We start from the raw sequence: 25,187 nt of genomic DNA, 5'->3' as shown, positions 1-25,187 counted from the left end.
TCCCGGGGAGTCCACCGTGTCGTTGCCCCCGCTCGTCGAGCCCGCCGCCGAGCTGACCGTTGACGAGATCCGCCGCTACTCGCGCCACCTGATCATCCCGGATGTCGGGGTGACCGGGCAGAAGCGGCTGAAGAATGCCCGGGTGCTCTGTGTCGGCGCCGGTGGCCTCGGGTCACCCGCCCTGATGTACCTCGCCGCGGCCGGGGTCGGCACCCTCGGCATCATCGACTTCGACACCGTCGACGAGTCCAACCTCCAGCGTCAGATCATCCACGGCGTGTCCGACATCGGCCGGTCCAAGGCCGAGTCCGCCGCCGCGTCGATCCGTGAGATCAACCCGCTGGTCAACGTGGAGATCCACAACACCGCGCTGGACCGGGAGAACGTCCGCGAGATCTTCGCGCAGTACGACCTGATCGTCGACGGCACCGACAACTTCGCCACCCGCTACATGGTCAACGACGCGGCGGTGCTGCTCGGCAAGCCGTACGTCTGGGGCTCGATCTACCGCTTCGACGGCCAGGCCTCGGTGTTCTGGGCCGAGCACGGCCCCTGCTACCGCTGCCTCTACCCGGAGCCGCCGCCGCCCGGCATGGTCCCCTCCTGCGCCGAGGGTGGCGTGCTCGGTGTGCTCTGCGCGTCGATCGGCTCGATCCAGGTGAACGAGGCGATCAAGCTGCTCACCGGCATCGGTGAGCCGCTGGTCGGCCGCCTGATGGTCTACGACGCCCTGGAGATGGAATACCGCAAGATCAAGGTCCGTAAGGACCCGAACTGCGCGCTCTGCGGCGAGAACCCGACGGTCACCGACCTGCTGGAAGACTACGAGGACTTCTGCGGCGCGGTCTCCGAGGAGGCCCAGGAAGCGACGCTCGACGCGACGATCACGGCACTCGAACTCAAGGAGTGGCAGGACGCCGGCAAGGACATCTTCCTGGTCGACGTCCGGGAGCCGGCCGAGTACGAGATCGTCCGCATCCCCGGTTCCACGCTGATCCCCAAGGGCGACATCATCTCCGGCGAGGCCCTCGCGAAGCTGCCGCAGGACCGGCAGATCGTGCTGCACTGCAAGTCCGGCGTCCGGTCCGCGGAGGCGCTCGCCGCGCTCAAGGCGGCGGGTTTCCGGGACGCCGTGCACGTGCAGGGCGGCGTGCTCTCCTGGATCAAGCAGATCGACCCGGCGCTGCCCGCGTACTGATCGATGTGCCGGGGCGGCCCACACCGCCGCCCCGGCAAATCGACGCACGTGACGCCGCCCCGCCCGGGCACCCGGAGCGACGCAGCCACTCCGGGCCAACCGATTCTCCGAGGCGGAATCGCGTCTGCGCAGGTAGCGTTCCCGCCGTGGTCGACTTGGAAGCGGCGATCGGGTTCGTCGTGGCGCATGGGGACGCGGTGGAACGAGCCCGCCTCTCCTGGCTTCGCAACGGCACCGCCGTGCCCCCCGAGCTGCTGGAGACGGCCGAGATCGGCCAGTCACCCGACGGCGGTTGGCCAGCCACCTGGGGCGGTGCGATGGCCTCGATCGACGCCACCTGTTTCCGGCTCGCCGAGTTGGACGACCTGGGTGCGCTCGGCCGCCCCGCCGCTCGCCGGGCGCTCGACTGGCTGGCATCGCGACAGCAGGCCGACGGCAGTTGGGACGAGGACGCGTCGCTGGCCGACTCGGCCCCGGAGTGGGCCCGGCCCGGCGATCCGGAGGCCGGGTTCCTCCAGACGGCCAACGCCGGTTTCTGGCTCACCGTCGCCGGCCTGGACGCCCGCGCGTCGGGCCCGCTCGACCATCGGGTCGGTGGGGCGTACGCCGGGGTGGTGCAGGCGGCGGCCCACTCGCTCGCCGCGCGGCTGCGCCCGGATGGTAGCTGGCCCTCGTACCTCGCCGCCGGCTGGCTGAGCGCGGCCGTGCTGCACCGGCAGGAGATGTTCCAGGAGTCGGCGCGGATCCAGGTGGTGCTCGCCGAACGGATGCCGAAGATGTCCCCTGGGGACGTGGCGTGGTTGGCATCCACGCTGCGCCGGGCCGGCATCGACCCGCAGGACTGGATCATGGTGCGGGCGTTGCGCCGGCTGACCGAGACGCAGCGCAGCGACGGCGGCTGGGAGAGCGACGACGGCCACCAATTCGACGTGCACGCCACGTTGTCCGCGATCCGGGCCGCCCGGCCCGCGACGGCCGGAGCCGCCTCGCAGCCGGGCTGAGGCTGGCCTACAGCCTGTCCAGATCCTCGGTCGGGCCGAGGACCTGGACGCAGGCCTCAGCGCAGGTGCCCGTCCCCGGTGACGACGTACTTGGTGCTGGTCAGCTCGGGCAGACCCATCGGGCCGCGGGCGTGCAGCTTCTGGGTGGAGATGCCGATCTCCGCGCCGAACCCGAACTCGCCCCCGTCGGTGAACCGGGTGGAGGCGTTCACCATCACCGCCGCCGCGTCCACCCGGGCGACGAAGTCGCGGGCCGCGCTCGCCGAGTCGGTGAGGATCGCCTCGGTGTGCCCGGTGCCGAAGCGGCGGATATGTGCGACCGCCGCGTCCAGCGAGTCGACCACGGCGACCGAGATGTCGGCCGACAGGTATTCGGTGGCGAAGTCCTCCTCGGTGGCCGGGACCACGGCGGCGGAGTAGGCAGCCACCTCGGGGGAGCCGTGCACTGTCACCCCGGCCTCGGCGAGAGCGGCCAGCATCGGCGGCAGGAACGCGTCGGCGACGCTCGCGTGCACCAGCAGTGACTCGGCGGTGTTGCAGGTGGAGAGGCGTTGCGTCTTGGCGTTCAGCGTCACCGCGACGGCCTTGGCCACATCGGCGGCGGCGTCGACGTAGACGTGACAGTTGCCCACCCCGGTCTCGATCACCGGGACGGTCGACTCCTCGACCACCGTGCGGATCAGCGACGCGCCCCCGCGCGGAATCAGCACGTCGACGAGCCCCCGGGCGCGCATCAGCTCCTTGACCGAGTCGCGGGAGCTGGCGTCGAGCAGTTGCACCGCGTCGGCCGGCAGCCCGGCGTCGGCGACCGCGTCCCGCAGCACCGCGACCAGCGCGGCGTTGGAGTGCGCCGCCGAGGACGACCCGCGCAGCAGCGCCGCGTTGCCGGACTTGAGGCAGATCCCGGCGGCGTCCACTGTCACGTTCGGTCGCGCCTCGTAGATGATGCCGACCACCCCGAACGGCACCCGGATCTGGCGCAGCTCCAGCCCGTTGGGAAGGGTCGAGCCGCGGACGACCTCGCCGACCGGATCGGGCAGCGCGGCCATCTGGCGCAGCGCGTCGGCGATGCCGGCCACCCGGCCGGCGTCGAGGGCGAGCCGGTCCAGCACGGCCGCGCTCAGCCCGGCTTCCCGGCCGGCTGCCAGGTCCGTCTCGTTGGCGGTCAGGATCTCCGGGGTACGCGCCACCAGCGCGTCGGCCATCGCCACCAGCGCGGCGTCCTTGACCGTACGCGTGGCCACGGCCAACGTCTCCGCCGCCACCCGGGCGCGTCGGGCCTGCTCGCTGACGCTCATGCCGGCACTCCGCTGCGCTCCGTGCCGCCCTGAGGCACCACCGCCCTGAGCCGATGATTCGTTCGCTGACGCTCACTCACTGTTGACTCCTTAGAGCAGCACCAGGTCATCGCGGTGGACGACCTCTCGTTCGTACGCCGGGCCGAGCGCCGCGGCGAGTTCGGAGGTGGAGCGGCCGAGCAGCCCGGGCAGCTCCACCGCGTCGTAGTTGACCAGCCCTCGGGCGACCGGCGCGCCGGCGGTGTCCACCAGATCCACCGGGTCGCCAGCGGTGAACGTGCCGTCCACGGCGGTGATGCCGGCGGGCAGCAGCGACTTGCGCCGCCCGACGACGGCGGCCACCGCACCCGGGTCGAGGTGCAGCCGCCCCCGGGGCGAGGTGGCGTGGGCCAGCCAGAACAGCCGGGCCGTCGGGCGCTGCCGCTGCGGGTGGAACAGGGTGCCGACCGGCTCGCCGGCCAACGCCGCACCGGCCAGGTCGGCGGCGGTGAGCACCACCGGGATGCCGAAACCGGTGGCGATCCGGGCGGCCTCGACCTTGGTCACCATGCCGCCGGTGCCGACACCGGACCGGCCGGCCCCGCCGATGGTGATCCCGGCGAGATCCGCGTCGCCGTGGACCTCCGTGATCCGGGTCGACTGCGGCTTGGCGGGGTCGCCGGTCCAGAGCGCGTCCACGTCGGAGAGGAGCACCAGCAGGTCGGCGTGCACCAGGGCGGCCACCAGCGCGGCCAGCCGGTCGTTGTCGCCGAACCGGATCTCCTGGGTGGCCACCGTGTCGTTCTCGTTGACGATCGGCACCGCCCGCAGGTCGAGCAGCTTGCGCAGCGTTCGGTACGCGTTGCGGTAGTGCGCGCGCCGGGTCACGTCGTCGACGGTGAGCAGCACCTGCCCGACAGTGCGGCCGTGTCGGGCGAAGCTGGCCGCGTACCGGCCGATCAGCAGGCCCTGCCCGACGCTGGCGGCTGCCTGCTGGGTGGCCAGGTCGCGCGGGCGTCGGATCAGGCCGAGTGGGGCGAGGCCGGCGGCGATCGCGCCGGAGGACACCAGCACCACCTCGCGGCCTTCGGCGGTGAGCCGACCGAGGGTGTCGACCAGCGTGTCGACGCGCTCGTCGGCCAGGCCGCCGGTGGCGGTGGTCAACGAGGAGGATCCGATCTTGACGACGACCCGCCGGGCCGTCGTGACTGCGTCGCGCACCCGCCCATTCTGCGTGGTCACGGCCGCATCGCCCGGCGGCGTTCCCATATGGTGGCCGATTGTGACACCTGACGAGTACGTCGAGGCGGTGCTCGACCTGGTCGAGCGGATCCCGGAAGGTCGGGTGATGTCGTACGGCGGGGTCGCCGACGCCTTGGCCGAGCGCTCGGGCCGTGCCTCGGCTCGGCTGGTGGGCAACATCATGGCCCGCCACGGCGGTTCGGTGCCCTGGCACCGGGTGGTGACCTCCGCCGGCCGGCTGCCGCCGGGCCACAAGCGGGAGGCGCGGGCCCGGCTGCGCGCCGAGGGGGTGCCGTTGCGCGGCGAGGGCGTGGACATCAGGGCAGCCCGTTGGTCGCCTGATGAGGGGATGTGACCGCCGTCCAGACGTGAGTAACATTCGGCCCCATGAAAACGCAGCCGGGCGCCGGCTCGTCAGCCAACGGCCGGCTGCCCCGTGGCGTGCACGCCGGGTACGCGCTCGGCTCGCTGGCCACCGGCGCGTTCGGCACCGTGCCCGGACTGCTGCTGCTGCCGTACCTGACCGACACGCTGGGCGTGGCCGCCGGCCTGGCCGCCCTGCTGGTGCTGCTGCCCAAGGCATGGGACGTGCTGGTCAACCCGGTCGCCGGGCGGATCTCCGACCGCACCCGGTCACGCTGGGGCGCTCGCCGGCCGTACCTGCTCGTCGCCGGTCTCGGGCTCGCCGTGCTGTTCGCGGCCATCTTCGCCGCGCCCTTCGGCAACGGTCCGGCCGCCGTGGCGTACGTGGCACTCGCCTTCCTGGCCACCGCCACCGCGTTCGCGTTCTTCCAGGTGCCGTACGTGGCCATGCCGGCCGAGATGACCGACGACTACGCCGAGCGCACCCGGCTGATGACCTGGCGGATCGCCGTGCTTGCGCTGGCCATCCTGGTCTCCGGCGCGGTTGCCCCGCTGGTGGTGACGGCCGGCGGCGACGGCGTGCCCGGGCACCGCTGGATGGGGCTGTTCGTGGCGGCGCTCATCGTCCTCGGCGCCCTCGGCGCGTTTCTCGGCACCCGGTCCGCGCCGAGGGGTGTGGTGGGCGGCAGCGAGCCGACACTGCGCGCCCAACTCGCCGTGGCCGGCGCCAACCGGCCGTTCCGGGCGCTGCTGATCTGCTTCGTGGTGCAGTCCGCGGGCGTGGCGACCATCCTCGCCGGGGTCAATTACTTCGCCGGGCAGGTCCTGCGCGACGAGCAGAGCGGCCCGACTCTGCTCTTCGTCTGCTTCGTCGGGCCGGCACTGCTGGTGATGCCGCTCTGGTCCCGGGTCGGCGCCCGGTTGGGCAAGCGGGTCGCACTTGTCGTCGCCGCGCTGATCCTCACTGCCGGGGCGCTCGCCCTGGTCGCCGCCCCGGTGCTGCCACCGGTCGCCGTCTACCTGGTGGTCGCGGTGCTCGGCGTCGGGTACGCCGGGCAGCAGGTGTTCGCGCTGGCCATGCTGCCGGACTGCATCGCGTACGACACGGCGCGCACCGGACGGCGGCAGGCTGGCGTCTTCACCGGCCTCTGGACCGCCGGGGAGACCTTCGGTCTGGCCCTCGGCCCGGGCATCTACGGCCTTGTGCTCCAGCTCTCCGGGTACGTCTCCTCCGACACGGGCACGGCCGCCACCCAGTCCGACACGGCACGGCTGGGCGTCCTCCTCGGGTTCACGGTCCTCCCGGCCCTGCTGATCGGCCCTCCGATCCTCCTCCTCCGCCGCTACACCCTGACCCCCGCCGTGCTGGCCGCCGCCACTAGCAACGGACGCGTCGATCATGGAGTTGTGGTGGGGGATGAAAGCGGCAAAACCTAAAAAGAAAGGCACCACGACTCCATGATCGACGAGAGCAGGGTTGCGGGCGGGGCACTGTCGTCCGACGGGGTGGCCGCCGATGTCGCGCTCGCGGAGGTTCGCCAACTGCGTGCCGCCGACCGGCCCACGCACGGCGGGCGTCTGTTCGCGTACGTCTATGACCCGGCGGTGCCTGGGCTGGACGACCTGGCTGCCGCCGCGCACCGGGAGAGCGCCCACGTCAACGGGCTCGACCCGACCGCTTTCCCGTCCCTGCTGGCCATGGAGAACGCGCTTGTCGGCGCTGCCGGCCGGGTGCTCGGCGGCGGGCCGGGCACGACCGCGCCGGACGTCGTCGGCAGCGTCACCAGCGGCGGCACCGAGTCGCTGATCCTCGCGGTCAAGGCGGCCCGGGACGCCCACCCGGAGATCGCCGAACCCCGGATCGTGGTGCCGTCGAGCGCGCACGCCGCGTTCGCCAAGGCGGCGCACTACCTGCGGGTGGCGCTGGACGTGGTGCCGGTCTCGGTGGACACGTTGCGCCCCGACCCGGCCGCGATGGCCGCCGCGATCCGCCCGGAGACGGTGCTGGTGGCCTGCTCCGCGCCGTCGTACGCGCACGGGGTGGTGGATCCCGTCGCGGAGATCGCAGGCGCGGCCGCCGAGGCCGGGGTGCGCTGCCACGTGGACGCCTGCTTCGGCGGCTGGACCCTGCCGTACCTGCGTCGCCTCGGTGAACCGGTGCCGGCGTTCGACTTCGCGGTGCCCGGCGTCACCTCCATGTCGGTGGACCTGCACAAGTACGCATACGCGCCGAAGGGCGTGTCGGTGCTGCTGCACCGCGACGCCGCGCTCCGTGCGCCGCAGTACTTCGCGTACGCCGACTGGCCCGGCTACACGATGATCAACCCGGTGATCGCGTCCACCCGTTCGGGAGGGCCGATCGCGGCCGCGTACGCCACCCTGCGACACCTCGGCGACGCCGGCTACCTGCGGCTGGCCGGCGTCACCCGGGACGCGGTCGCCGGCCTGGCCGACGCGGTCCGCGCCGTTGACGGGCTGCGGCTGATGGCCGAGCCGGAGTCCACGGTGGTCTGCTTCACCGCGACTGACGACGGCCCCGACCTGTTCGTCCTGGTCGACGAGCTGACCGCACGCGGCTGGCACACCCAACCCCAGCTGTCGTACGCCGGCCTGCCGGCAAGCGTGCACCTCACGGTGACCGCCTCGGTCGCGCCCCGGGTGGCCGAGTTCGGCCCGGACCTGGCCGACGCGGTGACGGCGGCTCGGGCGACCGGCCCGGTCGCCCTCCCGCCCGAACTGCGGGCGCTGGCGACGTCGCTGACCCCGGACGCGCTCACCCCGGAACTGGTTGCCGGCCTGGCCGCCGGGCTGGGCCTCGGCACCGGGGCCCTGGATCGGATGGCGGCCGTGAACACCCTGCTCGACGCGGCCCCGGCGCGGTTGCGGGAACGACTGCTTGTGGAGTTCGTGGGCTTGCTTCAACGTCCCGCCTGGTGACGCGGCGACGACCGTGTGCCCGTCGTCCGGAGCAGCCACGGACGGTGGTACGGCACGCCGGGAATTCGGGCGTGCCGTACCACTGGATGGTTCATCGGTAGCGGTAGCGGTCCTCGTTGTCCTCCTGCGCCGACTCGAACAGCGGGTTGTCAGCGGCACCGATCGGCCTGACCCGGGCGATGCCGCTGCCGCTCATCGTGCTCTTGTCCCGCAGCCCGAGCTGGAGGGTGCGCGTAGCACCGGGAGCGAGGGGTCCGATGCGGCAGGTGAGTGGCGACTTCGACGGGGGTCCGCCCGCGCAGACGGACCAGCCTCCGCCCTCGGCGACGGCACCGGGCTGCAAGCCCAGGTTCAACTCGACGAGGGCGGCGGGCGTCGTACCGACGTTGCGGACAACGACCTCCATCGTGCCGGTTCGGGTCCCGTCGGGCTCCTTCGGACCCCAGGAGAAGTCGGCGGCCGTCACCGAGAGGTTCACGAGGTGTGGATTCGGACCGAAGGTCGTCGGCCCGGAGGTCTGCGCGAAGGCGTCACCCGTCCAGCGATAGCTCCGCCACTGCCGCTGCGACCACCTGGCGTCCCAGCCGCCCCCGGGCGCGAGGTCGCCGACCTGCACCCTAACCGTGCCGCCGTCCACCACATCAAGTGCGAACAGCCACTGTGGCTTGTCGCGGGTGCTCGCCACCACGCGGCCGAGCGTGATCACCTCGTTGTCCTCGTTCCGGTCGAAGGCGACCACCTGCATCGGTCCGCCCGTGCCGAGCACGCACTGCACGAGCGCCACGGTTTCCACCGCACCATCCCCGTCCACGTCCCCGTGGTCGAGCACCATGAGCCAGTTCGTGCCCTCACGAGCGTCAGCGGTGAGCCGGATCTGTGACGTCGGGCAGCCCGGACCGGCCCGCCACGCCGGCAGGGTCACCGGAGTCTCCAACAGCTTGGCTCGACTGATGCGACCGTCGGGCACTGTCGAGGTCGGGCTGGCGCTGGTCACGGAGGGACTGGGGATGTCGCTCGGCGTCGGCGACGCCGACACGCTCGGCGTCGGCTCGACCGGGCCCGGCTGAGGGTCCGGGCCGTTCGTCGCCGCGTACCCGATGGCGGAACCGCTGAGCAGCGCGAGCGCCGCCGTGGTCGTCGCGGCCAGCCGGCGCCGGCCGCGCTGCCGTGCGGCCCGACGGACGGCGGCGGGCCCGGGCGCCTCGACCTCCGCCAGCACGGTACGGCGGTAGCGGGCGAATTCCTCGGCGATGCCGAGGGGCTCCTGCTCAGACATCCCGCACCTCCTCGTTGGGGTCGTGCAGGTGGGTCGCGAGTGCCGCCCGGCCCCGGTGCAGCCAGGACTTGACGGTCCCTTCCGCGACCCGCTCCTGGTCGGCGATCTCGGCGACCGTCAGGTCGGCGAGGTAGTGCAGGATGACGGCCCGCCGCTGCTTCGGCGGCAACTTCGCCAGTGCGGCGTCGACCGCGACCCGGTCGGGGCTCGGCCCCGCGACGTGTGTCTCCCGCTGCCGCAGCAGCCACGACTGGGCGGTCCGCAGTCGCCGCCACCGGTTGTGGCCGAGGTTCCAGGCGACCCGACGAACCCAGGCCAGCGGATCCTCGTACCCGGCGAGCCGGTCCCAGCGGGTGTAGGCCCGGCAGAACGCCTCCTGGACGAGGTCCTGCGCCTGCCCACGGTCGCCCGTGTATGCGGTCAGCTGCACCACCAGCCCGCGAAAGTGCGCGTGGTAGAAGTCGTCGAAGACCAGCTTCGTCGGTGGTAGGACGGCGGTTCCCGGCCAGTCCGGTGGACGCCCGCCCACACCTTCGTCTCTCGTCACAACCACCCGTCCTCCCCCGCGGTAGCCACGGGCGTACGTCCGCCCGCATCGATCACACAGCCGGACGCGCCAGCCGGTTGCGGGGTACCGGCGGAACTGTCTGTCGGGTCCCGGACAGCTGCTCGGGTGCGACCCCGGCGACGACGAGGGCCCGGGACCGCAGTGGTCCCGGGCCCTGGTCGGGCGGTGCCTCGTGATCAGGCGGCTGCCACGGTGAACGAGGCGGTGTTGTCGGCCGGGTTGGCGTCCGCCACCACGATGCTGTCCCACTGGGTGTCGAGCTGGAAGGTGGCGGCACCGAGATCACCCGGGACGGTGCCGGGCTCCGCCCGGAGCAGCACATCGAAGCTCCGCTCCTCGCCGGCCATGAAGCGCCCACCCGGGACGACGAAGTTGGTGAAGAAGCTCGGCATGTCCTGCGGGTCGGTGCCCCAGATCTGCACGCCGGCCGGCAACGTGGTCGCTTCGCCGAAGAGGAGATCGTGCGCGGCGTCACCGGCCCACCGGACGGTCACCGGCAGTCGGCCCTGGTAACTGCCGTCCTCCTGCCGCACCAGCGTGGCCGCGGCGGCCGTGCTGATCGACGCTCGTGCCTGGCTGTCCTGCACGTACGGCACGGGGTTGCGCAGAGAGCCCGAGGTGGAGCGGAAGCGCGCGGCGAAGCTCTCCGTGTCCCCGATCGCCTCGCTGCCGTCGCCGACGTTCACCTCGACCCTGCCTCCCCTCGCGATCATCGCGACGCCGCGTGGCGTGGTGAGCGCCTGGAAGGCGACAGTGAACGACCGCCGCTCGCCCGGCTTGAGGTTGTCGCCGGGCACCGAGCAGTTGACGACCCGGCGGTTGTCCTGCAGGCCCTGGAACCCGCACGCGCTGTCCGGCGACAGGTTGCCGATGGAGCCGGCGACCGGCTCGACGATCGTGACGCTGAAGTAGGTGTCGGCTCGACCGCGGTTCGTCACCGTGATCGGCAGGTTGCCCTGGTAACCGCGCTCGGTCGGGTTGAGCACCAGCTGGCCCACCGAGACGTCAGCGTCGAGGCCGTGGCCGGCAGGTGCCGCCGCCGCGGGTGCGCTGAACGCCAGCAGCGCCGCTGCCGGGCCGAGCACAAGGGCGGCCAGCCGCCGTACGGTGCGTGTGGTCATGTCGAAGTCCTCCCGTGGATCCCCGTTGCTGGGCGGCGGCATCTCCGTCGCCCGATGGTGTGCACACGTCCTATGTGGATGGTTGGTTGCGGCTGCGCCTGTCGCCAATCTGACACCGCGGCCCGGGTCGTCGCGCGGCTAGCCGGCCGTCTTCAGCTCGACCTCGTTGTCAGTCCATTTCAGGTCGCTCCACCACCGCTCCTGGGAGTCGTAGTGGATGACCTGCAGGTTCGGCGGATTGTCGATGCTCGGCGGCGCGTAGCGGAACGTGAAGGTGTACGTCTTCCGATCCCCGGCCGGCAGGCCGTCCAGGACGCAGGCGTCCGGCCCATCGGAGCGCACCTCCCGGCACCGGGCCAGGTCCCCGCCGGCGGGCTCCCCAACTGTGTAGAAGTTGCTGAACCCGAGCAGGGGCACGTCTACGGGTCCCTTGTTCACCACCGTGACGGTCACCGTGGCGGCCCGCTTGCCCTTCGCGTCCGGTGCCCCGACGATCAGGTCACCGGCCGTCAGGGTGAGGTCGGTCAGCCGGGGGTCGACCCCGAACTTCGTCGGCCCGGCGGTCTGGTCGAACCGCTCGCCGGTCCAGGCGTACGTCCGCCACTGCCGCTGCGGCGCCCACTCCGGGGTGCTGCAGCAGGGCTGGATGTCCGCCACGTGCACCCGGATCTCTCCGTCGGCCTGCACGGCGAAGTCCGTGACGTCGTCCATCCCCTCCCGGGTGCCGACCACTCGGCCCATCGTGACCACGCGGCCGGCCCCGTCCCGGTCGAAGGCGATCACCTGCTTGGCCGAGGCCTCGCCTTGGCGGCAGGCGACCAGGGCGACCGTCTCAGTGGCACCGTCGCCGTCGAGGTCGGCGTAGCGGGGGTCGCCCAGCAGCGTCGGCACCGAGTCCTGCTGCGACCCGGACCGGAGCCGGACTTCGTCGGTGAGGCAGGTCGTCGGGGCGCCCTGCGGCCAGCGCGGCAGGGCGAGTCGGGCGGCGAGCAGCTGCGACCGGGTGATCCGGCCGTCCGGCGCGGCCGAGGTGGGGCTGGCCGTGCTCGGTGCGGGCGAGGTGGGCGGGGTGGGCGAGGCGCTCGTCCCCGACGGGGTCGGAGTCACGGTCTGAGCCGGTCCGGGCTCGGGCGGCCGGTGCAGGGCTGCGTTCGCGCCCACCGGGATCGCCACGGCGAGCACAACGGCCGCCGCGGTGACCATCGAGGTACGCCGGCGCCGACGGCGGATTGTCTCCCGCACCGCAGCCGTCCCGGCCGGGTGCACCGCCGGGGCGTACGCCTCGCGGAACGCGGCGAACTCGCCGCCGACCAGGATATCGTCGAGCTCAGTCATTGTCGTTCACCTCGTTCGCGGTGGCCAGGCTGACCGCTAGGGCTGCCCGTCCTCGGTGCAGCCAGGACTTGACAGTGCCTTCCGGCACTCCCTCCTGCGCCGCGATCTGCATGACGCTGAGATCGGCCAGGTAGTGCAGCACCACGGCGCGGCGCTGGTTGTTCGGCAACTGGGCCAGGGCGGCGGTGAGCGCGACCCGGTCCGGCCCCGGCCCCGGCATGTGCTCCTCGCGCTGCCGGTGCAGCCACGACTGGGCTGTCCGCAGCCGCCGCCAGCGGCTGGTAGCCAGGTTCCAGGAGACCCGACGCACCCAGGCCACCGGATCGTCGTAGCGGGACACCCGCGACCAGCGGGCGAACGCACGGCAGAACGCCTCCTGCACCAGGTCCTGTGCCTGCGACAGGTCACCGCAGTAGGCGGCGAGTTGCAGCGTCAACGACCGGAAGTGCGCATGGTAGAGCCCGTCGAAGTCGATCACCTCGCGCTCCTGCGAGCGCGCCGACCGCTCCGCGGTCCCCTCGGGTGGCGGCTCGTCGAGCCGTGGCTCCCTCATCACCGTCATCTGGTCCTCCCCGTACGCGTGCCGCCAACGCGGTCACGTCGGTCACACGCCCTGACGCGGGTATCGGTTGCGCGGGTTGCCGCCGTGGTGCCTGTGGTTGACTGTCGACTCGGAGACAGCTGAGGGAGGCCCGAGGTGCAGCTACCGGCAGTGCTCGGTGAGCCGATCCGGTTCGTGCTGAACTGGGGGCGCCGCTACTCGCTCTGGGTCTTCAACTTCGGGCTGGCCTGCTGCGCGATCGAGTTCATCGCCACCAGCATGGGTCGACACGACTTCATCAGGCTAGGCGTGATCCCGTTCGCGCACGGCCCCCGGCAGGCCGACCTCATGGTCGTCTCCGGCACCGTGACCGACAAGATGGCCCCGGCCATCAAGCGGCTCTACGACCAGATGCCCGAGCCGAAGTACGTCATCTCGTTCGGCGCGTGCTCCAACTGCGGCGGCCCCTACTGGGACTCGTACTCGGTGACCAAGGGCGTCGACCAGCTCATCCCCGTCGACGTGTACGTGCCCGGCTGCCCGCCGCGCCCGGAGGCGCTGCTGCACGGCATCCTGCGCCTACAGGAGAAGATCGCCGCCGAGCAGTCCGGCATCGGCGGAGTGCCCCAGCGCGATGTGCTCGCCGCGCCGCTGGACGCCCCGCCCCGCGAGGCCGCCGCGCCACGCTCGGTCGACTCGCTCACGGCCCCGCCGGTACGCCCACCCACCGCGAGCTGACTCCGGTGCTCGCCGGGCCCGGCTAGCCTGCGCACTATGAGCAATTCCGTGGACCAGCGGTCCGCCCACATCATCGACGTGCTCACCGAGGAGTTCGGCGCGTCGATGGCTGTCGACCCGGCCGCCTTCCGCCGCAAGTTTCGCAAGATGGCCGCGTCGCCGTTCGCCTTCTACCGGGGCAGCGCGGCGTTGTTCTACGCCGACCAGCTCGGCGACTTCGCCGACGACCGGTTCCTGGACGGGCGGACCAGCCGGGTGTGGATCCACGGTGACCTGCACGCGGAGAACTTCGGCACCTACATGAACGCCTCCGGGCAGCTGGTGTTCAACGTCAACGACTTCGACGAGGCGTACGTCGGGCCGTTCACCTGGGATCTGCGGCGGCTCGCGGCCAGCGTGGCGCTGCTCGGCTACGGCAAGGCGCTCTCCGACACGGCGATCGGCGATCTGGTGGCCGGCTTCGCCCGGTCGTACCTGACCGAGCTGCGGGCGATCGCCGCCGGAGGGGACGACGCGATCGGCTCGATCACCCTGGAGAATGCCGACGGTGTGCTGCGCCGGGTGCTTCAGCAGGCCCGGCTCAACACCCGCGTCGACCTGCTGGCCGCGCAGACCACCATCGACAACTACGAGCGACGGTTCTCCATCGGTGACGGGGTCTTCGAGATCGACGACGCCACCCGGGACCGGGTGCGTGCCGCCTTCCAGGAGTACCTGGGCACCCTGCCGAACGCTTCGACGCAGCTTCGGCCGGTGGCGGCGCGGATCAAGGACGTGGTGCTGCGCAAGGGGGTGGGCATCGGCTCGGCCGGGCTGCCGTCGTACAACCTGCTGTTGGAGGGGCACACCCAGGCCCTGGAGAACGACGTCGTCATCTACATGAAGCAGGCGCAGGTGCCGGCGGTGGCGCGGTACGTCACCGACGAGTCGGTCCGCGGCTACTTCCAGCACCAGGGTCACCGGACAGCCGAGTCGCAGCGGGCGTTGCAGGCGCACGCCGACCCGTGGCTGGGCTTCACCGAGCTGGACGGGGCCGGGCAGCTCGTCGCGGAGGTCTCCCCGTACGCCGCGGACCTGGACTGGTCGGACGTCAACGAGCCGGAGGAGCTGACCGGGGTGCTCGTCGACCTCGGTCGGGCGGTGGCCCGGATGCACTCGGTCGCCGACGACGAGTCCAGTCACGACCTGGTGGACTATTCCACCGAGGAGGCGATCGTCGCGGCGGTGGACGCCGACGAGCCGGGCTTCGTGGCCCACCTGGTGGACTTCGCCCACGCGTACGGGGTGCGCGCCCGGCAGGACCACCAGCTCTTCGTCGACCTGTTCCGCAACGGCCGGCTGCCGGGCATCTGATCGGGCGTGGCGTCGCTCAGGACGCGAACTCCAGCACCACCTTGATGTCGTCCGGCCCCGGGGTGTACGCGTCGGCGTACCTGTTCACCGGCACCCGACGGGTGATCAGCGACTCGAGCCAGACCTGGTCGGCGCCGGCCAGCGCCTGCGCGGCCATGTCCCAGTGCCGCCGGTTGGCGTTCACCGAGCCGAACACCACGTTGTTCTCCAGCACCAGCTCCCGGTTGAGTGCGCCGGCGTCGAAGTTGATGGTCCGGCCGCCGCTGGACACCCCTGCCAGGCAGACGATCCCGGTGGGGCCCGCCTTGCACATGACGTCGAGGACCACGGTGGGCGCACCGGTGCACTCGATCACCACGTCCGGCTCGAAGGGCAGGTCGTTGACCGGCACCGTGTGGTAGGTGGCGCCGAGCCCGGCGACCAGCTCCGGCTTCGGCCCGTCGGTGTTCCGGTCCAGCACGTGGACGGTGAGCCCGCGCTGGGTGGCGAGCAACGCGGCCAGCAGCCCGATCGGCCCGGCCCCGGTCACCAGGACGGTCTGCGGCTGCCACTCGGCCCGGTGCCCGATCCGCTCGATGTGGTCCCAGGCCTTCGCCACCACACTGGTCGGTTCCAACAGCACGCCGACCTGGGCCAGCGCCGGGTCGAGCGCGACCGCGAACTGGGGCTCGATCCGCCAGCGGTCACGGGCGAACCCGGGTAGCGCCTTGATGCCGTGTTCGGTGTACTGGCCGTTGCGGCACATGTCCCACTCGCCGACCGCGCAGTTGGGGCAGGGGACCGGGTCGGGATGCCGGACGATGCCGGCCACCAGGTCGCCGGGTTGCATGGTGCCGCTCGGGTCCTCGATCACCCGGCCCAGTGACTCGTGCCCGATGACCAGGCGGTCCCGCCCCGGTGGCGCCTCGCCGTACTCTCCGGCGATGATCTCGTGGTCGGTGCCGCAGATCCCCACCGCCAGCGCCTCGACCAGGACCGAGCCTTCCTCGGCAGCCGGCTCCGGCTGATCCTCGACGAGGTTCAGCGAGTTGGCGACCCCGGGTTTCACAGTCACAGCGCGCACGCCCTCATCTTTCCCCGCCGGGGGCTGCGCCGCGCCCAAAGCCGGCAGATCATCTGGCATCGGCGGCGGCCAGGGCCCGGGCCCGGTCGGCACTAGGATCAGCGGCATGACTCCCGAAGCCATCGGTGCTCGGCTGGTGGCGCTGCTCGCGCCGGTCGAGGCGACCCCGTCGGTCTCCGGCGGGCAGCGGTTCGCCCGGGCCACCGTCGACGTGCCACTGGAGAGCTGGCTGGCCGCCGTTCGCGCGGCCCGCGACGACACCGAGCTGGCCTGCGACTTCTTCGACTGGCTCTCCGCCGTCGACGAGTTGGCCGAGGGCTTCGACGTGGTGGCGCATCTCTGGTCGACGCGGCTGCGGCACGGTGTGCTGCTGCGTACCCGGTTGCCGCGTGCCGAGGCCACTGTCGCCTCTGTGGTGGACGTCTACCCGGGTGCCGCCTGGCACGAGCGGGAGACGCACGAGATGTTCGGCATCGACTTCGCCGGCCACGGCGAGCTGCGTCCGCTGCTGCTGCCCCCGGAGTTCGAGGGTCACCCGCTGCGCAAGGAGTTCGTGCTCGCTTCCCGGGTGGCCAAGCCCTGGCCGGGCGCGAAGGAACCGGGCGAGTCGGAGGCCGGCGGTGGGCGTCGACCGATCCGCCCGCCGGGTGTTCCGGCTCCGGGTGAGTGGGGCCCCACGCCCACCCCGGCCGGCGCGGGTGGTGTGGGGGAGGGGCCGCGTGGCGGCACCCCGGCCAGACCCGCCGGTGACCGTCCGGCACGGCCCGCTCCGGGGGCACGTCCGGCGCGTACTCCCCGGTCTGCCGCGGCCGAGGACGGCCCGGCCGTGCCCGAGCAGCCCGCGCCCGCTGCCGGCCCGGGCTCACCCGACCAGCCGGCGCCCGGCCCGGTCGCGGACCCGCCGGCCCGCGCCGAGCGCACCGACGACGACGGGGGTACGACCTGATGCCGCTCTGGGTGGAGCTGGTGCTGCGGGTGGGTGGCGTGCTGGTCGCGTTCCTCACCCTGCCGTTGCTGGTGGGCCAGGCCGAGCACAAGGTGATGGCGCACATGCAGGGCCGGCTCGGCCCGATGTACGCGGGCGGCTTCCACGGTTGGGCCCAGCTGGTCGCGGACGGGGTCAAGTTCGTGCAGAAGGAGGACGTGACCCCACGCGAGGCGGACCGGGCGGTGTTCCGGCTGGCCCCGGTGGTGGCCCTGGTGCCCTACCTGCTGGTGCTGCTGGTCATCCCGCTCGGCCCGAACGACCTGGTCGGGCAACCTCTGGACATCGGCTTGTTCTTCGTGCTGGCCGTGGTCGGTGTCGGGGTGGTGGCGGTGCTGATGTCGGCGTGGGCGTCGGCCAACAAGTACAGCCTGCTCGGTGGGCTGCGCGGTGCCGCACAGCTGCTCGGTTACGAGCTGCCGCTGGTGCTGGCCGCCGCGTCGGTGGCGATGGCGGCGGGCACGCTCAGCCTGTCGGGCATCGTCGAGGCGTGGCAACCGTGGTGGCTGCTCTGGCAGGCGCCCGCGATGATCATCTTCTTCGTCGCCGGGGTGGCCGAGATCCGCCGGCCGCCGTTCGACATGCCGGTGGCCGACTCGGAGCTGGTCTTCGGTTACATGACCGAATACACCGGGCTGCGTTTCGCGTTCTTCCTGCTCGCCGAGTACGTCGGCATCGTGGTGATCGCCGCGCTGACCACTGTGCTGTTCCTCGGCGGATGGCAGGGCCCGTTCGCGGACGACCAGTTGGGTTGGCTCTGGACGCTGCTGAAGGTCTTCGCCGTGTCCTTCGTGATCATCTGGCTCCGGGTGTCCTACCCCCGGCTGCGCGAGGACCAGCTTCAGCGGCTCTGCTGGCTGGTGCTGGTGCCAGCGTCCCTCGCCCAACTGGTCCTCACGGCAGCCGTCCGCGTCGCCCTGTAGGAGCGCCGCTCAGCGCAGCGGGGTATGTGCCGGGTTTACCGGCTCGGCTGGTGGTGGGGGCGGGGTGCCGTCGCCGAACGGGCGGCCACCCAGCGTTTCCCGGCCGTGCGGGGTGAGCCAGTTCGACAGGTCGGGGCCGAGCGGCACGATCCCGGTCGGGTTGATGTCGCGGTGCACCTCGTAGTAGTGCCGCTTGATGTGGTCGAAGTCGATGGTGTCGCCGAAACCGGGGGTCTGGAACAGGTCCCGGGCGTACGCCCACAGCACCGGCATCTCGCTCAGCTTCTGCCTGTTGCACTTGAAGTGACCGTGGTAGACGGGGTCGAAGCGGACCAGGGTGGTGAACAGCCGCACGTCGGCCTCGGTGATGGTGTCACCGACCAGGTAACGCTGGTCGGTCAGCCGCTCGGTCAACCAGTCCAGCCGGTCGAAGAGCTGGTGGTACGCCTTGTCGTACGCCTCCTGGTTGCCGGCGAAGCCGCACCGGTAGACGCCGTTGTTGACGTCCCGGAACACCACCGCGTTGACCTCGTCGATCTGCGCCCGCAGGTGCTCCGGGTAGAGCTGTGGAGCGCCGTCGCGGTGGTACGCGCCCCACTGCGTCGACAGGTCGAGGCTCATCTGCGCGTAGTCGTTGGTCACCACCTGCCCGGTCGGCACGTCCACCATCGCCGGCACGGTGATGCCGCGCTCGTAGCCGGGGAAGCGCTTGAAGTACGCCTCCTGGATGCGCTCGATGCCGAGCACCGGGTCCCGCCCGTCCGGGTCGAGGTCGAAGGTCCAGCTCCGGGCGTCGTGGGTCGGGCCGGCCACCGCCATCGAGATGGCGTCCTCCAGGCCGAGCAGCCGTCGCACGATGATCAGGCGGTTGGCCCACGGGCAGGCCCGACTGACCGCCAGCCGGTACCGGCCCGGCTCCACCGGGTACCCGTCCCGCCCGTCCTCGGTGATCCGAGTGGCGATGTACCGCTGGTCGCGGGTGAACTCGCCACCCGGCTCGACGTACTTCCCGCCTGTTTCCTCGCCCACGTCACCCTCCCGGTCTGGTCAGTGTCTCTACCCCATCCTTACGGATCTACCGCTCAGCGACGCGGAGTGGACCCGGTTACCCTGCCGGCATGACGGATGTGGAGGCCGCGGCCCGCCGGTTCATCGCCGACGTGTGGAACGCGCGCCGGGAGGAGTCCGCGTACGAGTTGATCGCCGAGGACTGCCCGGGGCTGGGCGGCACCGGGCCGGAGGCGACGCTGGCCTGGCACCGGGAGCGGCGGGCGGCCTTCCCGGACCTGCGTTACAAGATCGTGGACGTGGTGGCGGCCGGCGAGCGGGTGGCCGTGCACTGGCGGGCGGCCGGCACGCACGCCGGGCAGTTCGGGCCGGTGCCGCCGACCGGGCAGGTGGTCAGCTACTCCGGTGCGACGTTCCTGCGCTTCGACGGGGCGGGCCGAATCGTCGAGGTGTGGAGCTGCAACGAGCTGTTCCAGCTCCTCCAGCAGCTCGGCGTCGAGATGCTCCCACCGACCGTCGTCAGCGGACCCGGGGCGTGATCCGACTGATCGCCAGGTTGATCGGGAAGGGCTCGCCGGTGTCGACGAACTTCGTCCACCGCCCCGTCTCGCTGTAGACCTCGTTCACCGCGTCGATCCGGTAGGTGACGACCTCCAGCGCGCCACCCTGCGTCTCGATCCGCCAGTAGAACGGGATGCCGGCCTGGGCGTACAGCGCCGGCTTCAACACCCGGTCGATGGAGCGGGTGCTCGGTGAGACGATCTCGACGGCAAGGACCACCTCGTGTGGCTCGTACTTCGACGGCTCCCGCGCCGCCGCGGTGGCCGTGGTGATCAGCACGTCGGGGATGAAGGACCGCGTGCGGTTGATCCGCACCTCGACGCCCTGGGTCACGTCATAGCCCTCGGGGCAGTCAGCGTGCAGCTCGGCCATCAGTAGCCCAGCGATGATTTGGTGCGTGCGGGTGGGGGAGGGGGACATCAGCAGCACTCCATCGAGCAGTTCCCGGCGGCGGCCATCCTCGGGCAGCGCATCCAGATCGTCAGTCGTCCACTCGCTCTCGGGCGGGTAGTCGCTCTGCAGCGCGGCGGTCATGGCAGGTCCTTCCAGGTGCGTTCGTTCTCCCCGCGACCACGGTACCGCCCTGGACCTGTGGGTGGTGGTCGCGCGCGCCGGGGCCACAGGGCAGGATGGTCGGCATGAGCGACCCCAGCGAGCACGGCGACCCGGCCAGCGCCACCGGCGCGCGTGGCCTGCCCGGCGCGGGCCTGGTGAAGGGGTTGGCGGTCACCCTCAAGACGATGACCAGCCGGACGACCACCCAGCAGTACCCGGACGTCGCCCCTGAGCTGCCGCCCCGCTCGCGTGGCGTGATCGCGTTGTCCGAGGAGAACTGCACGGTCTGCATGCTCTGCGCCCGCGAGTGTCCGGACTGGTGCATCTACATCGACTCGCACAAGGAGGAGGTGGCGGTGCCCGGCGCCGCCCGCCCCCGCCAGCGCAACGTGCTCGACAAGTTCGACATCGACTTCTCGCTCTGCATGTACTGCGGCATCTGCATCGAGGTCTGCCCGTTCGACGCGCTCTACTGGTCACCGGAATTCGAGTACGCCGAGTACGACATCAAGGACCTGCTGCACGACAAGGACCACCTGGGTCAGTGGATGGCCACGGTTCCGCCGCCGCCCGCGCACGACCCGAGCGGTGAGCCGGCCAAGGAGGAGACCGCCGCCGCGCGCAAGGCGGCCGCCGCCCGTCCGGCCCCTCCATCGGTACGATCCGACGCCGACCAGGACCCCGCGTCGTGACCGCCCGAGCCGGAGAGGCAGCCTGGTGACCGGAGCGGATGTGCTGCTGCTCGCCCTCGGCGCGGTGGCGGTTGGCGCCGGCGTGCTGGTGGTGACCACGAAACACCTGGTCCGGGCCGGGCTCTACCTGGTGGTGTGCCTGGGCGCGCTGGCCGGTGACTTCCTGGTGCTCAGCGCCGAGCTGGTGGCCTGGGTGCAGGTGCTGATCTACGTGGGCGCGGTGGTGGTCCTGCTGCTGTTCGCGGTGATGCTGACCCGGGCCCCGATCGGTGCCTCCGACGACCTGGACCGGCCTGGCTGGCCGGCCGCCCTGATCGGTGGCGGCGCCGGGCTCGGGCTGACCGTCCTGCTGATCGACGCGTACCGCTGGAGCAGCGTCGCGCTTCCCGTCGCGGGCACCGCGGAGCGGATGGGGGAGCAGATCTTCCAGTCCTGGGTGCTGCCGTTCGAGGTGCTGTCCGTGCTCCTGCTCTCCGCGCTGGTGGGCGCGATCGTGCTGTCCCGGCCGGACATCGGCCGACCCGCCCCGCAACGCGAATCCACGGCAGCACCGGATGCCCGGGTCGACGTCGAGCCCGGGGGTCGCCGGTGAGGCCGGTCATCCCGTACGTCACCGCCGCGCTGCTGTTCGGCCTCGGCGTCTACGGCGTGTTGCGCCGCCGCAACGCGGTGCTGGTGCTGATGTCGGTCGAGTTGATGCTCAACGCGGTCAACCTGATCCTGGTCACCGCGGACACCACCGCCCGCGCCGTGCTGCCGCACTCGGGGCAGGTCTTCGCGTTGTTCGTCATCGTCCTCGCCGCCGCCGAGATCGGCGTGGGGCTGGCGATCGTCCTCCAGCTCTACCGGTTGCGGGCCACCGTCGCGGTGGATGACGTGCCGCTGACCGAGCCGGCGCAGCCCTTCGACGGGCGAGAGCCGGCCGTCCTGGACACGGAGGCTCGCCGGTGACCGGGCTGATCGGGGCGCTGCTGCCCGCCGTACCGCTGGCCGCCGGCCTGCTCGGCCTGCTGCTGCCACCGGCCCCACGGGGCAACAGCGCGACCGGCGGCGATCGGGCCCGCAGCACGGCCGTCGCGCTCGGGGTCGCCGGTGCGGCCGTCGCGCTGGCGTTGGCCGTCGCGCTGCTGCTGACTGTCGACGGGCCGACGGAGACGTCGACCACCTGGGTCGACGTCGGCGGGCTGATGGTGACCCTCGGCGTACGGCTGGACGGCGCCGCCGCACTGGTCGCGGTGGCGGTCACCGCGGTCGCCCTGGCGGTGCAGGTCTACTCGATCGGCTATCTGCGACGCGGCCCGCACGACGACATCGACGTCGACCACCGCTACCCGCCGTACGCGGCCCAGATCAGCCTCTTCACCGGTGCGATGCTGCTGGTGGTGGTCGCCGGCGACCTGATCATGCTGCTGGTCGGCTGGGAGGTGATGGGCCTCTGTTCGTACCTGCTCATCGCCCACGACCGTCGACTGCCCGGCGCGCCGGCCGCCGCGATGAAGGCGTTCCTGGTGACCCGGGTGGGTGACGTCGGCTTCCTGCTCGGCATCGCGCTGCTGGGCGTGTCGACGGGCAGCTTCCGGATCGCCGACGTGCTCGCCCACGACCACTCCGGCGTGACCTTGACCGCTGCCGGCCTGCTGCTGCTCGCCGGTGTCGCCGGTAAGAGCGCGCAGTTCCCGCTGCACACGTGGCTGCCGGACGCGATGGCCGGTCCGACGCCGATCTCCGCGCTGATCCACGCCGCCACGATGGTCGCCGCCGGCGTCTACGCCGTGGCCCGCCTCTACCCGCTGTTCACGGCCGCGCCGGTGACGCTGACCGTGCTCGGGGTGGTCGGCGCGATCACCCTGCTGCTCGGCGCGCTCGCCGCCACCGCCCAGGACGACATCAAGCGTGTGCTGGCCTGGTCGACGGTGTCCCAGTTGGGTTACATGACCGGCGCGCTGGCGGTCGGCTCCCCGTCTGCGGCGCTGTTCCACCTGCTCACCCACGCCGCGTTCAAGGCGCTGCTGTTCCTCGCCGCCGGCGTGGTCATCCACGCGGTCGGCACCACCCTGATGTCGGAGATGGGCGGGCTGCGGCGCAGCATGCCGGTGACTTTCTGGTGCACCGTGGTGGGCCTGGGTGCGCTGGCCGGGGTGCCGCCGCTCGCCGGTTTCTGGAGCAAGGACGGCGTGTTGACGGTCGCCGAGTCCGCCGCGTTGGAGGGCACCGGCCCAGCACCGTCGTGGGTGGGCTGGCTGGTGTGGATGGCCGGGCTGCTCGGCGTGGCGATCACCGCCTGGTACGCCGGCCGGCTGCTGCTGCGCGCCTTCTTCGGCACACCACGCCTGCCGCTGGTCCGCCCGCACGACCCGCCGGCGGTGCTGCGCTGGCCGGTGCTGCTGCTGGCCGTGCCGGCCGCGCTGCTCGGTCTGGCCGGGTTCGTCGGGCCGTTCGCCGACCGCCTGCGCTTCCCGACCGTGCCGGTGGCGGGCTCCGAGGACGGCCTGGTCCACGTGGGGCCGGGGATGCTGCTGCCGCTCGCGTTGCTGCTGGTCGGTGCCGGGCTGGTCACGCTGGGCTGGCGTCGGGACCCGACCGCCGACCCGGCGGTCGCGCTGGGCCCGCTGCGGCCGGTCTTCGCCCGCGCGTTCCGGCTCGACGACGTCCAGCACACCCTTGTCGTACGTCCCGTCCGCGCGCTGGCCCGCGTAGCGCGCACCGGCGACGAGGTGGTGGTGGACGGCGCGGTCGAGGGCAGCGGCCAGGCCGCGTCCGGTCTGGGCGCGGGGCTGGCCACGCTGCACCGAGCGGCGTTGCCCCGGGCCGCCGCCGGTGTGCTGGCCGGCGCGCTGCTGATCGGGCTGGCCGCCGTAATAGGGGTGAAGCTGTGAGCGCGAGGAGTGAGCCGGGTTTGCGAGCCCCGCAGTCGCGAGCGAAGGCGATCCAATGACGTTTGGGCAGGTGTTGCTGGTCGCCGTCCTGGCGGTGCCGGCGCTCGGCGCGGTCGCAGTGGCGGCGACTCCCCGGGACCGGGCGGCCCGGCTGGTCGGCACTGTCGCGGCGGCCCTGACCCTGCTGGCCGCGGTGCCGCTGGTGTTCGGCGGTCGGGGTTGGGTCGCCTGGTCGGCCGGTGCGCCGGCGGTGCGCCCGTGGCACCAACTGGACCTGCCCTGGGTGCCCGGCCTGGAGTTGCGCTTCCACCTCGGCGTGGACGGCATCTCGTGGCCGCTGGTGGTGTTGACCGCGCTGCTCACGTTGCTCTGCTGCGCGTACACGATGTGGCGGGTTCCGGACGGCGGCAGTGGCCGGGCGTTGGTCGCGTTGCTGCTGGTGGTCGAGGTGGGCATCCTGGGCACCTTCCTCGCCCTGGACCTGGTGCTGTTCTTCCTGTTCTTCGAGGTCGTCCTGCTGCCGATGTACGCGATCATCGCCGGCTGGGGTGGCGCGGACCGGCGTCGGGCGGCCCGCAAGTTCGCGCTCTACACCCTGTTCGGCTCGGTGTTGCTGCTGGTCGGCGTGTACGTGGTGGTCGCCGCGGCCGGCACCGCCGACGTGGTGGCCCTGACCGGCGGTGCGGGGATGTCCAGGGGCACCCAGCTGGCCGCGTTCACCCTGCTGGCGTTGGCCTTCGCGGTGAAGAGCCCGCTGTGGCCGTTGCACTCCTGGCTGCCCGACGCGCACACCCAGGCGCCAACGGTGGGCAGTGTGGTGCTGGCCGGCGTGCTGTTGAAGATGGGCACCTACGGTCTGATCCGGGTGGCGGTGGGGGTGGCGCCGGAGGGCGCCCGCTGGGCGGCGCCGGTGCTCGGCGTGCTGGCCGTTGCCGCGATCCTGGTCGGCTCACTGGTCTGCCTGGCCCAGTCCGACGTCAAGCGGCTGATCGCGTACTCCAGCGTGGGGCACATGGGCTTCGTGCTGCTGGGCGTCGCCACGCTGACCACCATCGGCATCCAGGCGGCGTTGATCGGCAACATCGCGCACGGGGTGATCACCGGTCTGCTGTTCTTCCTGGCCGGGGCTGTGAAGGACCGGACCGGCACGGGCACCCTCGCCGAGTTGTCCGGGCTGCGGGAGACCGCGCCCCGGTTGGCCGGTCTGCTGGCGTTCGCGGCTGTCGCGTCGCTCGGTCTGCCCGGGCTGGCCGGTTTCTGGGGTGAGGCGTTCGCGGTGATCGCGGCCGTCCAGGTGGGCGGCCCGCTCTGGACCACCCTCGGGGTGCTGGCCGCGATCGGCGGTGCGCTCACCGCGGCGTACTTCCTGCGGTTGCTGCGCCAGGTCACCCACAACCGTCCGAGCCCCGCCGTGGGGCGGGTCGGCCCCGGCCTGGCCGGGGCGGAGCTGACCGCGTGGGTGCCGCTGGTGCTGCTCGCGTTGGCCATCGGGCTGGCCCCTGCGCTGGTCCTCGGCGTCGCCGAGGCTCCCGTCGACGCCCTGATCGGGGTGGTCTCCCGGTGAGCGCCAGGCG

At 72.2% G+C, this 25,187-nt stretch carries 24 protein-coding genes and 1 pseudogene; 15 read left to right on the top strand and 10 right to left on the bottom strand.

What is annotated here, in order from left to right:
- The first annotated feature begins 16 nt into the window (after window positions 1–16).
- Entirely contained in the window at window positions 17–1,198 is a 1,182-nt protein-coding gene (gene moeZ / locus KBX46_RS03930; RefSeq protein ID WP_088950282.1) for an adenylyltransferase/sulfurtransferase MoeZ, read from the top strand.
- 38 nt (window positions 1,199–1,236) lie between these two features.
- The gene (locus KBX46_RS03925; RefSeq protein WP_374224940.1) at window positions 1,237–2,199 is read left to right on the top strand and encodes a prenyltransferase/squalene oxidase repeat-containing protein; all 963 of its coding nucleotides are present in this window, start codon (window positions 1,237–1,239) and stop codon (window positions 2,197–2,199) included.
- Window positions 2,200–2,255: 56 nt separating this feature from the next.
- Here the strand turns inward: KBX46_RS03925 and KBX46_RS03920 are convergent, their stop codons facing one another.
- Together KBX46_RS03920 and proB are read right to left on the bottom strand one after the other, a co-directional pair.
- A complete protein-coding gene (locus tag KBX46_RS03920; RefSeq protein WP_210790952.1) occupies window positions 2,256–3,497 on the bottom strand; it encodes a glutamate-5-semialdehyde dehydrogenase in 1,242 nt (413 codons plus the stop codon).
- Window positions 3,498–3,587: 90 nt separating this feature from the next.
- Window positions 3,588–4,745 (bottom strand): glutamate 5-kinase, encoded by a 1,158-nt coding sequence (gene proB, locus KBX46_RS03915; protein ID WP_088950280.1) that lies wholly within the window; start codon window positions 4,743–4,745, stop codon window positions 3,588–3,590.
- 13 nt (window positions 4,746–4,758) lie between these two features.
- Between proB and KBX46_RS03910 the strand changes: the two genes are divergently transcribed.
- Genes KBX46_RS03910 through KBX46_RS03900 form a run of 3 tightly spaced genes read left to right on the top strand, consistent with a single transcriptional unit; the run spans window position 4,759 to window position 8,018 of the window.
- Window positions 4,759–5,073, top strand: a complete 315-nt coding sequence (locus tag KBX46_RS03910) for an MGMT family protein (RefSeq protein WP_210790949.1) — start codon at window positions 4,759–4,761, stop codon at window positions 5,071–5,073.
- 32 nt (window positions 5,074–5,105) lie between these two features.
- Window positions 5,106–6,518 carry an MFS transporter gene (locus KBX46_RS03905; RefSeq protein WP_210790947.1) on the top strand — a complete coding sequence of 471 codons (1,413 nt, stop codon included), beginning with the start codon at window positions 5,106–5,108 and terminating at the stop codon, window positions 6,516–6,518.
- A gap of 21 nt (window positions 6,519–6,539) precedes the next feature.
- The gene (locus tag KBX46_RS03900; RefSeq protein WP_210790945.1) at window positions 6,540–8,018 is read left to right on the top strand and encodes an aminotransferase class V-fold PLP-dependent enzyme; all 1,479 of its coding nucleotides are present in this window, start codon (window positions 6,540–6,542) and stop codon (window positions 8,016–8,018) included.
- A gap of 91 nt (window positions 8,019–8,109) precedes the next feature.
- Here KBX46_RS03900 and KBX46_RS03895 read toward each other — a convergent pair whose 3' ends face one another.
- The 5 genes from KBX46_RS03895 to KBX46_RS03875 form a co-directional block, all read right to left on the bottom strand.
- Window positions 8,110–9,294, bottom strand: a complete 1,185-nt coding sequence (locus KBX46_RS03895) for a hypothetical protein (protein WP_088950276.1) — start codon at window positions 9,292–9,294, stop codon at window positions 8,110–8,112.
- Complete coding sequence (locus tag KBX46_RS03890) at window positions 9,287–9,847, bottom strand: RNA polymerase sigma factor (RefSeq protein ID WP_088950275.1); 561 nt, start codon at window positions 9,845–9,847, stop codon at window positions 9,287–9,289. The genes KBX46_RS03895 and KBX46_RS03890 overlap by 8 nt, the downstream gene beginning before the upstream one ends.
- A gap of 191 nt (window positions 9,848–10,038) precedes the next feature.
- A complete protein-coding gene (locus KBX46_RS03885) occupies window positions 10,039–10,983 on the bottom strand; it encodes a hypothetical protein (protein ID WP_210790943.1) in 945 nt (314 codons plus the stop codon).
- Window positions 10,984–11,121: 138 nt separating this feature from the next.
- Window positions 11,122–12,318, bottom strand: a complete 1,197-nt coding sequence (locus tag KBX46_RS03880) for a hypothetical protein (protein ID WP_210790941.1) — start codon at window positions 12,316–12,318, stop codon at window positions 11,122–11,124.
- Complete coding sequence (locus KBX46_RS03875) at window positions 12,311–12,880, bottom strand: SigE family RNA polymerase sigma factor (RefSeq protein WP_210790939.1); 570 nt, start codon at window positions 12,878–12,880, stop codon at window positions 12,311–12,313. The genes KBX46_RS03880 and KBX46_RS03875 overlap by 8 nt, the downstream gene beginning before the upstream one ends.
- A gap of 135 nt (window positions 12,881–13,015) precedes the next feature.
- On the opposite strand from KBX46_RS03875, the gene KBX46_RS03870 reads away from it, so the two are divergent.
- A complete protein-coding gene (locus tag KBX46_RS03870; RefSeq protein ID WP_091402527.1) occupies window positions 13,016–13,597 on the top strand; it encodes an NADH-quinone oxidoreductase subunit B in 582 nt (193 codons plus the stop codon).
- A gap of 36 nt (window positions 13,598–13,633) precedes the next feature.
- Complete coding sequence (locus KBX46_RS03865; protein ID WP_210790931.1) at window positions 13,634–14,950, top strand: DUF2252 domain-containing protein; 1,317 nt, start codon at window positions 13,634–13,636, stop codon at window positions 14,948–14,950.
- Window positions 14,951–14,966: 16 nt separating this feature from the next.
- Here the strand turns inward: KBX46_RS03865 and KBX46_RS03860 are convergent, their stop codons facing one another.
- Window positions 14,967–16,013: a glucose 1-dehydrogenase gene (locus KBX46_RS03860; protein ID WP_210790929.1), complete on the bottom strand. Its 1,047-nt coding sequence runs from the start codon at window positions 16,011–16,013 to the stop codon at window positions 14,967–14,969.
- Window positions 16,014–16,119: 106 nt separating this feature from the next.
- On the opposite strand from KBX46_RS03860, the pseudogene KBX46_RS03855 reads away from it, so the two are divergent.
- Together KBX46_RS03855 and KBX46_RS03850 are read left to right on the top strand one after the other, a co-directional pair.
- Window positions 16,120–16,716 (top strand): annotated as a pseudogene (locus KBX46_RS03855) (NADH-quinone oxidoreductase subunit C); the annotation flags it as partial.
- 242 nt (window positions 16,717–16,958) lie between these two features.
- Window positions 16,959–17,921 carry a complex I subunit 1 family protein gene (locus KBX46_RS03850; protein WP_088950268.1) on the top strand — a complete coding sequence of 321 codons (963 nt, stop codon included), beginning with the start codon at window positions 16,959–16,961 and terminating at the stop codon, window positions 17,919–17,921.
- Between the two features lie 9 nt (window positions 17,922–17,930).
- On the opposite strand, the gene KBX46_RS03845 is transcribed toward KBX46_RS03850, so the two are convergent.
- The gene (locus tag KBX46_RS03845) at window positions 17,931–18,950 is read right to left on the bottom strand and encodes a glutathione S-transferase family protein (protein ID WP_210790919.1); all 1,020 of its coding nucleotides are present in this window, start codon (window positions 18,948–18,950) and stop codon (window positions 17,931–17,933) included.
- 89 nt (window positions 18,951–19,039) lie between these two features.
- Between KBX46_RS03845 and KBX46_RS03840 the strand changes: the two genes are divergently transcribed.
- The gene (locus KBX46_RS03840; RefSeq protein WP_210790917.1) at window positions 19,040–19,468 is read left to right on the top strand and encodes an ester cyclase; all 429 of its coding nucleotides are present in this window, start codon (window positions 19,040–19,042) and stop codon (window positions 19,466–19,468) included.
- Here the strand turns inward: KBX46_RS03840 and KBX46_RS03835 are convergent.
- Window positions 19,449–20,024: a Uma2 family endonuclease gene (locus KBX46_RS03835; protein WP_088950265.1), complete on the bottom strand. Its 576-nt coding sequence runs from the start codon at window positions 20,022–20,024 to the stop codon at window positions 19,449–19,451. The genes KBX46_RS03840 and KBX46_RS03835 overlap by 20 nt on opposite strands.
- 95 nt (window positions 20,025–20,119) lie before the next feature.
- Here KBX46_RS03835 and KBX46_RS03830 point away from each other — a divergent pair, with 95 nt between their 5' ends.
- From KBX46_RS03830 to KBX46_RS03810, 5 genes are read left to right on the top strand one after another with little or no spacing between them, the layout of a single operon-like run.
- Window positions 20,120–20,737 (top strand): NADH-quinone oxidoreductase subunit I, encoded by a 618-nt coding sequence (locus KBX46_RS03830; protein ID WP_210790915.1) that lies wholly within the window; start codon window positions 20,120–20,122, stop codon window positions 20,735–20,737.
- 25 nt (window positions 20,738–20,762) lie between these two features.
- The gene (locus tag KBX46_RS03825) at window positions 20,763–21,329 is read left to right on the top strand and encodes an NADH-quinone oxidoreductase subunit J (protein WP_210790914.1); all 567 of its coding nucleotides are present in this window, start codon (window positions 20,763–20,765) and stop codon (window positions 21,327–21,329) included.
- Entirely contained in the window at window positions 21,326–21,688 is a 363-nt protein-coding gene (gene nuoK / locus KBX46_RS03820) for an NADH-quinone oxidoreductase subunit NuoK (RefSeq protein ID WP_099848708.1), read from the top strand. Before KBX46_RS03825 ends, nuoK begins: the two co-directional genes overlap by 4 nt.
- Window positions 21,685–23,613, top strand: coding sequence for an NADH-quinone oxidoreductase subunit L (locus KBX46_RS03815; RefSeq protein ID WP_210790912.1), 1,929 nt, complete (start codon window positions 21,685–21,687; stop codon window positions 23,611–23,613). Before nuoK ends, KBX46_RS03815 begins: the two co-directional genes overlap by 4 nt.
- 55 nt (window positions 23,614–23,668) lie before the next feature.
- Complete coding sequence (locus tag KBX46_RS03810; RefSeq protein WP_210790909.1) at window positions 23,669–25,177, top strand: NuoM family protein; 1,509 nt, start codon at window positions 23,669–23,671, stop codon at window positions 25,175–25,177.
- The last annotated feature ends 10 nt before the right edge of the window (window positions 25,178–25,187 follow it).

The sequence above is a fragment of the Micromonospora sp. C81 genome (assembly GCF_018070425.1).
GTDB classification, from domain to species: domain Bacteria; phylum Actinomycetota; class Actinomycetes; order Mycobacteriales; family Micromonosporaceae; genus Micromonospora; species Micromonospora zamorensis.
This window is presented reverse-complemented; position numbering and strand designations above follow the sequence as displayed.